This window comes from Arthrobacter sp. BB-1, assembly GCF_006151685.1.
Taxonomy (GTDB): Bacteria; Actinomycetota; Actinomycetes; order Actinomycetales; family Micrococcaceae; genus Arthrobacter.
Genome location: NZ_VDEV01000009.1, coordinates 1 through 14142, shown reverse-complemented (window position 1 = coordinate 14142; position 14142 = coordinate 1). Strand labels below are relative to the sequence as shown.

The window sequence follows — 14142 nt, the reverse complement described above, 5'->3', positions numbered from 1 at the left end:
CTTGCTGCAGCGATGGAAGTCGGCCTCCCTCAGGACGCAGCTCGTGGCCATGATCATGGCGCTGCTCATAGTCGCCCTGACGGTGACCGGAGCGGGAACGCTGGCACTGCTCCACAGTTACCTGCAGGCACAGGTGGACGACAAGTTGACCGCGGCAGTGGACCTGGCCCGGCAGCAGCGCTCCTTCACCCCGCTGCAGGCGCCCAATCCGATGGTCCCCACCGACTACTCGCTCATTCTCTTCGCGCCGGGCGAGGAACCGTACCCGTTTGGCGGCGACCCTGAAAGCCGCCCGGACATCAGCTCCATCACGGTGCAGCAGGCCCAGGAACGCGGTGCCGTTCCCTACCAGGTGCGCGGCACGGACGGGCAGAACTGGCGGGTTGTGGCAGTGCCGGTGCAGAACAACCAGACCACCGCGGTGGTGGTGATCGGGCTGCCACTGCAGAGCGTGGACGATGTCCTCAAGCACGCCTCCCTGGTGGTGACCGGGGTGGGCCTGCTGACCCTGCTGCTGGCTTCCCTCATTGCCAGCTGGACGGTGTCCCGCTCCTTCCGCCCGTTGGCCAGGGTGGAAAAGACGGCGGCGGCCATTGCCGCCGGCGACCTCTCCCGCCGTGTCGACGTCGAAAACCCCGGCACTGAACTGGGACGGCTCAGTAGGTCATTGAATGCCATGCTCGCCCATATTGAAACGGCCTTCGCGGCCCGCACCGCCTCGGAGGCAAGGATGCGGCGCTTCGCGGCGGACGCGTCCCACGAACTGCGGACCCCGCTCGTGACCATCCGTGGGTTCTCCGAGCTGTACCGGCATGGCGCCCTTGCCACCGAGGAAGACGTGGCCACCGCCATGGGAAGGATTGAAAGCGAAGCCAAGCGCATGGGTTCCATGGTGGAAGACCTCCTTCTGCTGGCCCGCCTCGACGAGCAGCGGCCGCTGCAGCAGAAGCCCGTGGACCTTCAGCTGCTCGCCCACGACGCCGTGGTGGACACGCAGGCCAGCTCCCGCTCGCGGGCGATTTCGCTGACCGGGCTCGACGGCGGCCCTGCCACGGCTGCCCCCGTGCTGGGAGACGAAGCCAAACTCCGCCAGGTGGTGGGGAACCTGATGGGCAACGCCCTGCGCTACACGCCGGAGGGCAGCCCCATCGAACTGGCTGTGGGGGTGCGTGCAGGGGAGGACGGACAGCCGCGCTCGGTCATTGAAGTGCGCGACCATGGACCCGGCATCTCCGAGGCGGACGCCTCCAAGGTCTTCGAGCGCTTCTACCGGGCGGACACCTCCCGGACCAGGGAAACCGGTGGCAGCGGACTCGGCCTTGCCATTGTGGCTGCGATCGTAGGGTCCCACGGCGGTTCCGTCAGGGTGGAAAATACCGACGGCGGCGGCGCCACCTTGGTGGTCAGCCTTCCGCACCGTGATGACGCAGCGAATAGCGGCGAGACCGCTGAGGCGGGACAGGGCAGCGACGGCGAAGTTGTCCACATATAGCCCCGGACCGTGGCGGTGCCAGGAGTTTGCTCCCTAGGCTCGATCCCAGCGGCCCGGGCCAGCCGGGCCCCCAGGCAAAAGCTGCCGCTAGAGCGAAAGGCACGGCCATGAGCATCATCTCCGTCGATACCGAACTCCTTCAGTTGAAGTCCGCCAGCGTCCAGGCGACCGTGGACAGGATCAGCGCCGATGTCCAGGCGATGAAACGCGGGCTGGACGAGCTCCAGGGGTCGTGGCGCGGCACCGCCGCCACCAATTTCCAGGCGCTCATCACGGAATGGACCATCACCCAGGGACGGGTGGAAGCCTCGTTGGCGTCCATCAACACAGCGCTTGCCTCCGCCGCGGCCACCTATGCCCAAGCGGAGCAGGGCAACACCCAGCGGTTCAGCTGAACGGGGAAACACCCAGCGGCCAGCTGAACCGGGGCTAGGCCTCCGGAGTGCCTTGGTGGAACCGCAGTCGCCAGCGGCCTCCGTCAAGCACCCACAGTGAGCTTCGGAGGGTGGTGCCGGAGCGAGCGTAGCTGCGGTACGTCAGCAGGACGGCGTCACCGCCAATACGGTCAGCGCCCAGAATCTCAATCTCCGTGCGCTCCCCCGGGTCGTCTTCGAGCGCCATCATCATGGCGTCCCGGGTCCACACCCGGCCCGAGCTGCCAATTTCCATGAAATCGGGGTGCAGCAGGACAGCAGTCCGGCCGATGTCCCCGCGCACCAAGGGGCCCAACAGCTCACGCTCCAGTTCTTCCACCAAGGCCTCCGGCACGGCGGCGGCGGGCTGGACCGCTGTGTCCGGCCCGCCGAAAGTGCCGTTGTCCAGCTGGCTGAACAAATCCGGTTCCTCGTAGGCGCCCGGCGCTGCGGCGGCAACACGGGGTGCCCGCGCAGCGTCTTTGGCCGCCGGCGCGTGGGATGCCTGGGGTGCGTGCGATGCGGCATGGTGCGCGCCGGGGAAACCGGGCCCGGAGCGGGCGGCCACCCCCTGCTGAAAGGCGGTGGCTGCCGCCCGGGCCCGCTCGTCCGCGGCTTCGTTCAGGTCATGCCCGGCATGCCCCTTGACCCATTCGAAGGTGTACTTCCGGCCGGCGAGCTCCCGGTCCAGTTCCTTGAGCAGATCCACGTTCAGGACCGGCTTTCCGTCGGCTTTGCGCCAGCCTTTGCGCTTCCATCCCGGCATCCACTTGGTGATCGAGTTGATGACATACTGGCTGTCGCAAAGGATCCGCAGGTCCTCCTGGGGAAGGTGTGCCGTGGCCCTCAGCAGATCCAGGACCGCCATCAGCTCGCCCTGGTTGTTCGTCCCGTGGGGCCACCCTCCGGCGCGCCAGCAATCATCGTTCACGTACCAGGCCCAGCCGGCCGGGCCGGGGTTTCCCAAGGCCGAACCGTCGGCCGCTGCAGTAATTGTCACCGGTCCATCCTCCCAGACCGGACGGACAATCCGGACTTTCAGCGCAGCCGGTGCACGGCCGTGCCCGGAAGTAAAAGTAAGCAGCTTCCAAGGAACACGAATGCGGCCCCCTCAAAAGAGGGGGGCCGCATTCGTTTCAGCGGGACACAGTCCGGCAGGAGGGCTTAGAAGCCGCCCATGCCGCCCATGTCATCGCCGCCGCCAACGGGGGCCGGGTTCTTCTCCGGCTTGTCGGCAACCACAGCTTCGGTGGTAAGGAACAGGCCGGCAATGGAAGCCGCGTTCTGCAGGGCAGAGCGGGTTACCTTGACGGGGTCGTTCACGCCGGCAGCCAGCAGGTCGACGTACTCGCCGGTTGCGGCGTTCAGGCCGTGTCCTGCGGGCAGGCCGCGGACCTTGTCCACCACAACGCCCGGCTCCATGCCGGCGTTGAAGGCGATCTGCTTCAGCGGAGCATCGATGGCAACACGGACGATGTTGGCACCGGTGGCCTCGTCGCCGGACAGCTGCAGGTTGGCGAATGCCTTGGCGCCGGCCTGGATGAGGGCCACGCCGCCACCGGCAACGATGCCTTCTTCAACAGCAGCCTTGGCGTTGCGCACTGCGTCTTCGATGCGGTGCTTGCGCTCCTTGAGCTCAACCTCGGTTGCGGCACCGGCCTTGATGACTGCGACGCCGCCGGCCAGCTTGGCCAGGCGTTCCTGCAGCTTCTCGCGGTCGTAGTCCGAATCGGAGTTCTCGATCTCGGCGCGGATCTGGGACACGCGGCCAGCGATCTGGTCGGCGTCGCCGGCACCTTCGACGATGGTGGTCTCGTCCTTGGTGACAACAACCTTGCGTGCCTTGCCCAGGAGTTCCAGGCCGGCGTTTTCCAGCTTGAGTCCGACTTCCTCGGAGATGACCTGGCCGCCGGTGAGGACAGCGATGTCGGCAAGCTGCGCCTTGCGGCGGTCACCGAAGCCCGGGGCCTTGACGGCGACGGACTTGAAGGTGCCGCGGATCTTGTTGACGATCAGGGTGGCCAGGGCCTCGCCCTCGATGTCCTCGGCAATGATCAGCAGCGGCTTGTTGGACTGCATGACCTTTTCGAGGACTGCAACCAGTTCCTTGACGTTGGAGATCTTGGAGTTGACGATCAGGATGTACGGATCCTCGAGGACCGTCTCCTGGCGCTCAGCGTCAGTCACGAAGTAGGCGGAGATGTAGCCCTTGTCGAAGCGCATGCCTTCGGTGAGCTCCAGCTCCAGGCCGAAGGTGTTGGATTCCTCGACCGTGATGACGCCTTCCTTGCCCACCTTGTCCAGGGCTTCGGCAATGAGGGCGCCGATTTCTTCGTCACCGGCGGAGATGGACGCCGTGGCGGCGATCTCTTCCTTGGTTTCGATTTCCTTGGCGGAGTTCAGCAGTTCGGCGGTGACGGCCTCAACGGCCTTCTCGATGCCGCGCTTGAGGGACAGCGGGTCGGCGCCGGCGGCGACGTTGCGCAGGCCTTCCTTGACCAGGGCCTGGGCCAGCACGGTAGCGGTGGTGGTTCCGTCGCCAGCGACGTCGTCGGTCTTCTTGGCAACTTCCTTGACCAGCTCGGCGCCGATCTTCTCGTAGGGATCGTCCAGCTCGATCTCCTTGGCGATGGAAACACCATCGTTGGTGATCGTGGGGGCGCCCCACTTCTTTTCGAGGACGACGTTGCGTCCACGCGGGCCGAGGGTGACCTTAACGGCGTCGGCGAGGATATTCAGGCCCCGCTCAAGGCCGCGGCGTGCCTCTTCATCAAATGCAATGATCTTGGCCATAACGGCAATAGTCCTTTCGGGACAGTCGTTAAGAATGAACCTTCGCTGCAGTGCCCGCGACGGACGACCCTTTGCCGGCGGCCTCTGTATGCCTCCGGGTGCGGGTCTCACTCCAGTAAGGTGTTTCTTCGCTCCTCGCCCGGTGCCGCGCGCCGCCGGCCGGAACCAGGCTTTGCTTAGCAGTCGGTACGTCAGAGTGCTAAGTCAATAATTAGCACTCCCCACGTGAGAGTGCAAGCGAATAGGCCGCCTAAAGCGTTGCGGCAGGCACCTCTACGCCGAGGGCGATCAGCCGGCGCGGCCCGCCGTTTCGCGGCCGCTGGGCGTCGGGTTGTTGTCTGCCCCGTAGGTGAACACAGTGAACGTTGCCGAGGTGATGTCGCCATTGGCGTCGAAGGCAACCGGGCCGGATTCGCCGTCGTAGTTGATGCCCGTACCGGAAGCCTTCGCTGCCAGGCATTCCTTGTAGCTGGGGCAGGGCGTGCCCGGCGCCGATTCAGTCCCGCCAGCGGTCCCGGCAGCCGTCCCGCCTGAGACGGCAACCAGGTTTGCTGCGATGGAGCGGCCGGAGTCGTCCTCGGCTTTGGCCGCCGCCAGGGCCGCGAGGATCGCGGCGTCGTATGTCTCCGCTGCGAAGGACACGTCCTTCAGGCCGGGATCGATGCCGAGGAGCCTTTCCTGGAATGCTGCGGCTGGCAGCTCACCGGGGACCACGGCCCGGGCACCCTCCAGGGCCTTGGTTCCCAGCTTGGACGCGTACCGGCCGAATGCGCCGTCGCTGAGGATGATCCTGGAACCGGCAACGGCCGCGTTGTTGAGTTCAGCCAGGGCACCCTGCGCGCCGTCGCGCGCCACCAGGATGACGGCGTCAGGGTCCGCTGCGCGGGCGGCCGCGGCGGCGTTTCCCGCTTCACCCGGCTTGAAGCCCGCCGTGGCAACCACTTCCAGGCCGGCCTGTTGGGCGGAATCGGCGACGGCGGCGGAGACATCGCTGCCGTAGGCACCTTCCTGGAACATGACGGAGATGGTGGCGGCGCCCGCGTCCTTGGCGAGCTTAACCAGCACCGGCCCCTGTGCGACGTCGGCGGCCGCCGTCCGGAAGTAGTACCCGCCGCTGGGGATGGTGCTGAGCCCCGCCGCGGTGTTGGCCGGCGAGATCAGCGGCGTCCTGGCCCTGGAGAGGATGTCCACGGCCGATTTGGCGTGGCTGGAGTCGGTGGGGCCGATCACCACGTCCGCCTTGGCCTGGACCAAAGCCTGGGCTTGTGCTGCCGCGTCCTGGCCGGCCTCGAAGGGCAGCAGTTCCACGGGCCGGCCTTTGTGCCCGCCGGCCGCGTTGATTTCCTTGACGGCGAGCTTGGCGGCGGCCGCCTGGGGCGGGTTCAGGAAGCTGCTGTCCCCGGTGTTGTCCAGGATGAGGCCAATCCGCAGCGTGCCGTCCCCGGATGCCTCCGCTGTTTCCACGCGTGCATTTCCGGTGACGCCGGAACAGGCGGTGAGGGCCAGTGTGCAGCAGAGGGCTGCGGCGAAAACAGGACGACGCATCCCGGCGGGAACAAACAGACGCTTCACTCGGCTGGCCGGACGCTTTCCGCCTGGGGGCCCTTTTCGCCTTCGCCCACTTCAAGTTCCACGCGCTGTCCTTCATCCAGTGCCCGGTAGCCTTCGCCCTGGATGGCGGACCAGTGCACGAAGACATCGTCGCCGGACCCGTCAACGGTAATAAAGCCGTAGCCCTTTTCCGCGTTGAACCACTTGACGGTTCCTCGTGCCATGGTGACCACTCTTTCCGTTAGGTCCGGGATGCTGCCGGCGCCGCCGTTCCGGGGCCGAAGCCTGGAATTTACTCTAGCCAATGCGTGCCGGGATTAGCGGTACCCCGGGCCCAGCACAACCACAAGCGGAACCTGGAATTCCGTGCTGTTCACCACGGTAGGGACGCCCAGGAGTTCCGCGAGGGCTTCGGCGTTGGCCCGTTGGGTTGTCCCGGAGTAGAAAATGGTGGAGCCCTGCTGCGGCGCCCCTGCCCAGTTCCCTACCTGGCCCAGGGACCAGCCGTCGGCCCGCACGGTTCCGCCCACGCGGCTTGCCAGTCCGGCGGTTCCGGCGGCGTTGTAGACCGCCACGGCCTGTGTCTTGTCCACGGACGCAGCCTGCGGCGTCGGCTGGATGCTGGACCCAGCCCCGGCGGCGGGAACCGTCCCTGGCCCCGCGGCTTCTGTCGTGGCGGAGGGCTCAGGCTCCGTCGAGGGGGTGGAGGATGTGTCCGGGGTGGCGGAGGGCGTAGACCCGGTTCCGGCGAGCGGCGTTGATTCGAGGCTTGAGGAGGCCTGGCTTGCCGGTCCGCTGAACCCGAGCTTGGGCAGGATCAGGAAGGACACCAGCCCGATGGCCAGGGCAACGCAACCCACCGCCAGGATGGGCCACAGCCGGACCCGTGACGGAGCAGAGGCTGTGCGATGGACACCTTGTCGCGACGCGGTCTCCGGGACCTTGTCGAATTCATCGCGGGCGTATTTGGTCATGGGAAAGAGACATCCTTGCGTGTTGCTGCTGAGACTCAGTACGGGCGTCTTATGCGTCGGACCCCAGGCGCCGTGCAGTGCGTGCACGGTGACGCGACGTACGTAGTCTACGCAATCTCTTGACCAGCATGGGGTCATGCGCCAGCGCATCCTCGGTATCGATCAGCGCGTTGAGGATCTGGTAGTAGTGCGTCGCGGAGAGATCGAAGAGTTCCCGGATGGCCTGTTCCTTGGCACCGGCGTACTTCCACCACTGCCGTTCCAGGGCGAGTATCTGCTGGTCACGCTCGCTGAGCGGCGAATCCCGCAGCGCGAAATCCGGCAGGAGGACGTTCCGTTGGTCCTGCTCCGGCAGGTGCTCCCGAGCTGGTTCCGCCACGGCGCACTCTCCTTTGCTGGTTACGTAAAATGTCTGACCCCCATGCTACGGGCGAATAACACCATTGTCATTTGCGCGCCGGGCGGCCTGCCGGACCGGGCCGGCGGTCCTCCTGCGAGAATGGGACGGTGTTTGAATCAGATGCCCTTTTCGAACTGGCGCAGGATCCGGCGCGCGGGCAAGGCTTCGCCGAGCTGGCGCAGCTGCCCCTGACGGAGCTGATGACGCCTGACTGGGCAGCTGCCTTGGCGGGCGTGGAAAGCGGACTCCGGGACGTGCTCACCTTCCTTGCCCGGGAAGAAGCGGCCGGGCACCCGGTGCTGCCGGCGCCGTCGAACGTCCTGCGGGCATTCCGCCAGCCCCTCGCCGACGTGAAAGTCCTGATGGTGGGGCAGGATCCGTACCCCACGCCGGGGCACGCCGTCGGGCTGGCCTTCGCCGTTGACCCGCACGTGCAGCCCATCCCTCGGAGCCTGGCGAATATCTACCGGGAGCTGGAAGCGGACCTGGGAATTCCCGCGCGGGTCCACGGCGACCTCTCCGCCTGGGCTGGCCAGGGCGTCCTGCTCCTGAACCGCGTGATGACTGTAAGGGCCGGCGCTGCAGGCTCCCACCGCCGGAAGGGGTGGGAGGAAATTACGACGGCGGCTGTCAAGGCCGTGGCCGGCCGGCGGGCCCCGGACGGGTCGCCGTTGCCGCTGGTTGCCGTGCTGTGGGGAAAGGACGCAGAGAGCGTGCGTCCGCTGCTGCCCGGGGTTCCGACCGTGTCCAGCGCCCACCCCAGCCCCCTCTCCGCCTCCCGCGGATTCTTTGGTTCCCGGCCGTTCAGCCGCGTCAACGCGCTGCTGCGGGAGCAGGGTGCCCCGGACGTAACCTGGGAGCTTCCGCCGGTAGCCTAGCTTAGGCTTGCCTTATGAGCATTGTTCCCGCCACCACCAGCGCCACCAAGAAGAGCCGCCCGCAGGTCAACCTCGCAGTGCTGCGCCGGGAACAGCTCTCGCCCCACATGGTGCGGATTGTTGCCGGCGGCGACGGTTTTGCGGACTTCGTCAACAACGGCTTCGTGGACCGCTACGTGAAGATTGTTTTCCCGCAGCCGGGCGTCACGTACCCCTCCCCGCTGGACTTGTGGAGCATCCGGGAGACCATGCCGCGGGAACAATGGCCGTTCACGCGCACTTACACCCTCCGCTGGGTGGATCCCGTGGCCAGGGAGCTTGCCATCGATTTTGTGGTCCACGGCGAGGAAGGACTGGCAGGACCGTGGGCGGCGAAGGCCCAGCCGGGCGAGACCCTGACTTTCACGGGGCCGGGAGGGGCGTACAACCCCAACCCCGACGCTGACTGGTACCTGTTCGCCGGGGACGAGGCGGCGGTGCCCGCCATCGCGGCATGCATCGAATCCCTGCCTGCCGAAGCCGCCGGCGTCGCCTTCCTTGAAGTTGATTCCGGCGCCGACATCCAGCAGTTTGCCGCCCCAGCAGGAGTGAAGCTGAACTGGCTTTTCCGTAACGGCGTCCCTGCAGGCGAGAGCGGCCTCCTGGTGCAGGCGGTAGCGGACGCGGAGTGGCCCGAGGGCCGGGTGGACGTCTTCGCCCACGGCGAGCGCGGGTACATGAAGCAGCTGCGCGACGTCTTCTTCAAGCAGCGCGGCCTGGACCGGAAGCAGGTGTCCCTGTCAGGGTACTGGGCCAAGGGCCGCGTTGAGGACGACTTCCAGGCTGAGAAGAAACTCCCCGTAGGGCAGATCTAGCCTCCACCCCTGGTCAGCGGCGGCGTGCGCGCCGCCGCTCGTTGCTGGCAAGGCTGCGGGTCAGCGGCCGCGCCAGCGTGTCGCCAAGGACGATCCCGCCGGCTGTTCCCAGGACGATGGCTCCCGCGTTGAGCATCCCGCCGGCGCCCAGCAGGATCTCGGCTTCCTCGATGGTGAGCACGTACATGGACCGGAAAATGGTAAGGCCGGGCAGCAGGATCAGCGCCGCGGGCACGGCCACCACCAGCTGGGGTGCACCCATCCTCAGGGCGACGACGCGGGCCAGCAGGCCAATGGCCACGGCGGCCAGGGCTGGGGAGAACCGGTCCCCGATGCCCAGCAGTCCACCGCCCAGGAGGACAAAGTAGCCGGCGACCCCCACCGCCGCGGTGGGAAGCAGGAGGTGCCACGTGGTTTGTTCCGTGACCCCGATGGCCATCACCGCCACCGCCACCAGGATGACCAGCACCCACAGGTCGTAGGCGGGCGGGAACGTCTGCGTGACGTCGATCCGCTGCATCCCCGTCAGTTCCCCCACCACGAAGGCGACGGCGATGCCCGCCACGATGGCACCGAATGTCAGCAGGGTGGACAGGAAACGCCCCGCCGCAGTGACGGGGAAGCCGTTGATGGCGTCCTGCACCGAGGAGACAAGGCGTCCCGTGGGCAGGAGCAGGAGGATGCCGCCCACCACCACAATGGCCGGTGATGTGGTCAGCCCGAACTGCCAGAGCACCAGCGCCAGCTGCGTCACCACAAAAGAGCAGCTGGCGGTAATGAAGAAGTCCGGCACCCGCCAGCGGCCCAGTTGGCGGGCCAGCAGGCTGATGCCGATGTTGGCTGCGAACGCAATGGCAGAGGAGGCCGGCCCGCCGCCCAGCACGGCGACGAATGCCGCAGCGAAAATGCCGAAGGCCGCCGTGACCATCCAGCGCGGGAACGGCTTGGGGCTGGTGATCGCCTCATCCAGCCGCCGGATGGCCTCGTCCCTGCCCACTCCCCCGGCGACGATGTCGGTCACCAGCTGGTGGACCTTGGCCAGGCCGGCGTAGTTGTTGGTCCAGGAGCGGACCACCCGCAGGAGTGCTATGGGCGTCTGGTCCTTGGGGGCGTAGTTGATGCCGACGGACTGGTTGGTGATGTCCACCTCGATGTTCTTCAGCCCCAGCGCCGCGGTGACGGCAATGATGCTGGTTTCCACCTCCAGGGCGCCCGCCCCGTAGCGGAACATGGTTTCCGCCAGGTGCAGGGCGAAGTCCAGTGTTTTGCGGGCGGAGGTGTCCACCCCTCCCACCTGGATCATCGGATTCGCATAGGGGCTGCCGGTGAGCCTGTCCACGATGCTCAAGGGCGCCGTGGGCGGGTTTTCGCCCTGGACCAGGCGCCGCAGCATCCTCCTGGCCGCAGCGTTCTGCCGCAGCTGGGAGGGGGTCAACGGCTCGGTTTTGGGCAGGCCGTCCGTATGCGCCCTGGCCTTCGGGGATCCGGAGCCGGGGTGTTCGGGGCGGTCAGTCATGGTCCCTCCTCCCGTTGGTGGTGTGCAGGCGGCGTCAGGCGGAGCGCTTGGGCGGCAGCTTGCCCAGCACGGTGCGCGCCGCGCCTGCCGCCGTCCGGGCCAGCCTGTTGGCATGGAACACGGCGGGGCGGACGGGCAGCACGAAGTCACCGACGAGCTGCACAACTTCCCCGCCAAAGCCCTTTTTGAACTCGTAGCCCCCGTGGCCTTCTTCGTCCTGGCCGGAGATGCCGAACGTGCCGTAGAAGTTATACCGCGGGTACCCCTTTTCGAGGGCGTGGAGCATCATCCCCCAGTAGAGGGAGGTAGCGCCGTTGAAGTAGATGTAGTCCTGGACGGTGCCGCCGATAACGCAGACCACCTCGTCGCCGTAGCAGACGAAGTGGATGGCAGCCACCGTGGCCACACCCACGGAATCAGGAAAGCGCTCGATGTCCTTCAGGCTTCGTTCGTAGCTGTCCACAAGGTCCTGGACCACTTTGAGCCGGTTGTTCTTTTTCTTGCTGCCGGTGGCTGCTACGTCCTGGCGCAGTTCATCGGCGGTGGCCGATTCCGCGGCAAGCCGCTCCGTGATGGACTTCCGGTATGCGGGGATGTCGATCTTGGCCATCATCAGCTTGGTGAACTCAGGCGATGTGGTCCGGAGCAACTGCTCGTAGTAGGCGCGCTCCCGGTATACAAAACCCTTTTCATCACCGGCCCGGCTCAGTGCGCCGTAAAACTCGTCCAGGGTATCCAGGGTTGCCTGTTCCAGGAAGACGCCATTTTTCTCGGCTTTCCGGATGGCCTTCCGGGTCCGGTAGCTGGTGCCCATGATCAGTTCTTCCGCGTCCTGGATGCCTTCGAGGTTCTTGATGAACATCCAGTTCACGTTCACGAAGTCCATGTCCAGGCCCTGGTGCCGGAAGCCCAGCCCGCCGAGCTGCGCCACCAGCGGCCTGTTGTCCTCGACCTCTGGATGTTCGGCGCCGTCGGCGTCACGCGCGATGTACCTGAGGTTCGGGGAGATCCGCAGCTCGGCGGCCTTGCGCTCCGCCGCGCGTTTGCGGAGGAGGGCGACGACGGCGCGCACCAGGTCAGCGTCCGTGTAGTCCATCAGGGGTCCCTTGGCGCATTCGCACACTGTGTACCCCAGCCGGGTGGTGGTGTAGTTCAGCTTCCCTGCTGCCACCAGTTCACCGTCCTGCCGGACTCCGAAGAGCTCAACCAGCTGTCCCCTGGCGCGCTGGAACCGGGCAAAGTCAACGGACTGGAGAAAGCTGTTCTGCGGGTGCTTCAGCGCGAACTGCTCGAATTCGGCGTCGCTGAGCAGGGCGAACTCGAGATCGGCGGCGGGGATTGCATTCAAGGAGTTACCTTCTTCACGGATAGGTGGCCTGGCAACGGCGGGCAGCGGGCGGGGTCGGTCGGGGTTGGGCAGGCAGCCAGCGGCGCTCCTGCCCACGGTCAGTAGAACTGCTGGCCGGTGCGGGCGGTTTCGATCCGGCGGAACACCTTCTCGGCTCCGCTAACCCAGAGCCGGTGTTTCAATGGGGAGAGAACGTAGTCGTGGCATCCCACAAAATCGGTGACCGTCTTGGTGAAGCTGGTCTTGAACATCCCCATGCCGTACAGGTTGTGGGTCTTGTCCTTGATCCGGGCAGCGGGCGGTGTGCCGCAGAAGTCGTATTCCGTGCAGCCCAGCTCCTGCATGCGCCGGATGGCTGCCCACTGCACCAGGTGGGAATCGCCGTACTGCTTGCGGTTCTGGGTGGAGCCGCCGTCCTTGTAGGTGGCTTTTGCCCCGTAATTGATGACGAACGCTCCCACACTGGGCTTTCCGTCCTCGTACGTGAAGAAGAAATTGCCCTGGCCGCGGTTGCAGAACTCGGCCCAGAAAGCGGCGTAGTACTCGTAGCTGCGCAGTGGCATGGAGCCCTTGGCGTTGACGGTGTCCGCCATGAGGTCATACAGGGCCCGGTAGGTTTCCGGGCCATGTTCCTTGCGGACCACGTCGCAGCCTTCCCGTTCGGCGCGGCGGATGGCGTTGCGGGCGCGGGAGGAGATGGCCTTGAACACGGCCTCTTCCGGGCCGGAAATGTCCAGCAGCGCGGTGGAGTCGTTGGACTGGATGTTCGGTGCCTTGACCAGCCCGGCGGCACGCAGGTCCGCCCGGGTCTCTTCGGAGTCCACGAAGTCCGGCTCGATCTTGATGGTGAAGACGTTGAGCTTCCGGCTGCGGACGAAGGCTGCGCACGCTTCCAGCGCAGCCTTCAGGTCGCCCGCTGCGGCCAGGTCCGGGCCCTTGATGAGGTACCAAAGGCGGCCGAGCAGCGGGAAACTCTTTTCGAGCACCAGGTTGTAGCTGGCTGTTTCCCCGTCCTCCAGCACCAGGAACCGGACCTTCCAGCCGCTGCCGTTCTTGACCGAGGCATACGCGGCGGACTGCAGCATGTTGCCCCCGTTGGGGTTGGCCGTGACGTGCTTGTCCCAGTTTTCAATTTCCTCGGCTGTGGCGAATCGTGCGGTGAATTCTCGCAAGGGGGCCGTGTCCAATCGGTTTCGTGCGCGGTTCGGTACTCGTGTCTGCGTGCGGACATGCAGCCTCAAGTCTAAAGCCTGATGCCGTCCCGGCTTTCCAGCAGGGCCCCGCCCGTGCCTGCCTTGACTGGGGTCGGGCCGTTGGCAAGGGTGGAACCATGCAGCCGAATGATGGGGTGGAGTCCTCGCCGGAGCGAACGGAACAGCCATACGGCGCAGGTGTCCAGGCGGCAGCGCTGGCCGGCTTCCTGGCGGCGTCCTTCCTGGTCGCGGCGCTCGGCGGGTTTTCCACCGTCAGCAACGTGGACGGCTGGTACGCCACAGCCGACAAGGCGCCGTGGTCGCCGCCCAACTGGCTGTTCGGGCCGGTGTGGACGGTGCTGTACGCGGCCATGGCGGTGGCCGCCTGGCTGGTGTGGCGCAGACGGACTTCCGGGACCAGGCCCGCGCTGGCGGCCTATGGGGTCCAGTTGGGCCTGAACCTTGCCTGGACTCCGGTGTTCTTTAGCCTGTACCCCGTCCTGGGCACCGCCGCGCTGTGGCTGGCTTTGGCCATCATCCTTGCGCTGATCGCGGCTGTCACCGTGACTGTCCTGTACTTCGGCCCCATCAGCCGGGCGGCCGGGTTGCTGCTGCTGCCCTATGTTGCCTGGCTGGTGTTCGCTTCCACCCTGAACGTGTGGGCCGCCATCCATAACTGAGGGCAAGGCTTGCCCCTTGCCAGGATCGGCCTCCCCGTGCCGGTCGGCTC

14 protein-coding genes are annotated in these 14142 nt (G+C 66.4%); 5 read left to right on the top strand and 9 right to left on the bottom strand.

All coding sequences use genetic code 11. The features are described 5' to 3' along the window. Position 1: 1 nt before the first annotated feature. Together FHJ30_RS04615 and FHJ30_RS04610 are read left to right on the top strand one after the other, a co-directional pair. A complete protein-coding gene (locus FHJ30_RS04615; protein WP_139028138.1) occupies positions 2-1492 on the top strand; it encodes a cell wall metabolism sensor histidine kinase WalK in 1491 nt (496 codons plus the stop codon). Between the two features lie 107 nt (positions 1493-1599). Then, complete coding sequence (locus tag FHJ30_RS04610) at positions 1600-1887, top strand: WXG100 family type VII secretion target (protein WP_139028136.1); 288 nt, start codon at positions 1600-1602, stop codon at positions 1885-1887. 34 nt (positions 1888-1921) lie between these two features. Here FHJ30_RS04610 and FHJ30_RS04605 read toward each other — a convergent pair whose 3' ends face one another. From FHJ30_RS04605 to FHJ30_RS04580, 6 genes are all read right to left on the bottom strand, one after another. Continuing rightward, a complete protein-coding gene (locus tag FHJ30_RS04605) occupies positions 1922-2905 on the bottom strand; it encodes a ribonuclease HI family protein (RefSeq protein WP_139028134.1) in 984 nt (327 codons plus the stop codon). Positions 2906-3069: 164 nt separating this feature from the next. Next, a complete protein-coding gene (groL, locus tag FHJ30_RS04600) occupies positions 3070-4698 on the bottom strand; it encodes a chaperonin GroEL (protein WP_133352119.1) in 1629 nt (542 codons plus the stop codon). 288 nt (positions 4699-4986) lie between these two features. Then, entirely contained in the window at positions 4987-6243 is a 1257-nt protein-coding gene (locus FHJ30_RS04595) for an ABC transporter substrate-binding protein (RefSeq protein WP_139028166.1), read from the bottom strand. Positions 6244-6266: 23 nt separating this feature from the next. Next, positions 6267-6473 (bottom strand): cold-shock protein, encoded by a 207-nt coding sequence (locus FHJ30_RS04590; RefSeq protein WP_139028133.1) that lies wholly within the window; start codon positions 6471-6473, stop codon positions 6267-6269. Positions 6474-6566: 93 nt separating this feature from the next. Continuing rightward, a complete protein-coding gene (locus tag FHJ30_RS04585; RefSeq protein WP_139028132.1) occupies positions 6567-7223 on the bottom strand; it encodes a LytR C-terminal domain-containing protein in 657 nt (218 codons plus the stop codon). Positions 7224-7272: 49 nt separating this feature from the next. Further along, complete coding sequence (locus FHJ30_RS04580; protein ID WP_139028131.1) at positions 7273-7602, bottom strand: DUF3263 domain-containing protein; 330 nt, start codon at positions 7600-7602, stop codon at positions 7273-7275. A gap of 128 nt (positions 7603-7730) precedes the next feature. On the opposite strand from FHJ30_RS04580, the gene FHJ30_RS04575 reads away from it, so the two are divergent. Together FHJ30_RS04575 and FHJ30_RS04570 are read left to right on the top strand one after the other, a co-directional pair. After that, a complete protein-coding gene (locus tag FHJ30_RS04575; RefSeq protein ID WP_139028130.1) occupies positions 7731-8501 on the top strand; it encodes a uracil-DNA glycosylase in 771 nt (256 codons plus the stop codon). Between the two features lie 14 nt (positions 8502-8515). Next, positions 8516-9355 carry a siderophore-interacting protein gene (locus tag FHJ30_RS04570; protein WP_139028129.1) on the top strand — a complete coding sequence of 280 codons (840 nt, stop codon included), beginning with the start codon at positions 8516-8518 and terminating at the stop codon, positions 9353-9355. Positions 9356-9368: 13 nt separating this feature from the next. Here FHJ30_RS04570 and FHJ30_RS04565 read toward each other — a convergent pair whose 3' ends face one another. From FHJ30_RS04565 to FHJ30_RS04555, 3 genes are all read right to left on the bottom strand, one after another. Beyond that, the gene (locus FHJ30_RS04565) at positions 9369-10871 is read right to left on the bottom strand and encodes a threonine/serine exporter ThrE family protein (RefSeq protein WP_139028127.1); all 1503 of its coding nucleotides are present in this window, start codon (positions 10869-10871) and stop codon (positions 9369-9371) included. Positions 10872-10905: 34 nt separating this feature from the next. After that, positions 10906-12219, bottom strand: a complete 1314-nt coding sequence (locus tag FHJ30_RS04560) for a peptidoglycan bridge formation glycyltransferase FemA/FemB family protein (protein WP_139028125.1) — start codon at positions 12217-12219, stop codon at positions 10906-10908. Positions 12220-12317: 98 nt separating this feature from the next. Further along, positions 12318-13391, bottom strand: a complete 1074-nt coding sequence (locus tag FHJ30_RS04555) for a peptidoglycan bridge formation glycyltransferase FemA/FemB family protein (RefSeq protein WP_139028123.1) — start codon at positions 13389-13391, stop codon at positions 12318-12320. 158 nt (positions 13392-13549) lie between these two features. Here FHJ30_RS04555 and FHJ30_RS04550 point away from each other — a divergent pair, with 158 nt between their 5' ends. Further along, a complete protein-coding gene (locus FHJ30_RS04550) occupies positions 13550-14092 on the top strand; it encodes a TspO/MBR family protein (protein WP_139028121.1) in 543 nt (180 codons plus the stop codon). Positions 14093-14142: the final 50 nt, after the last annotated feature.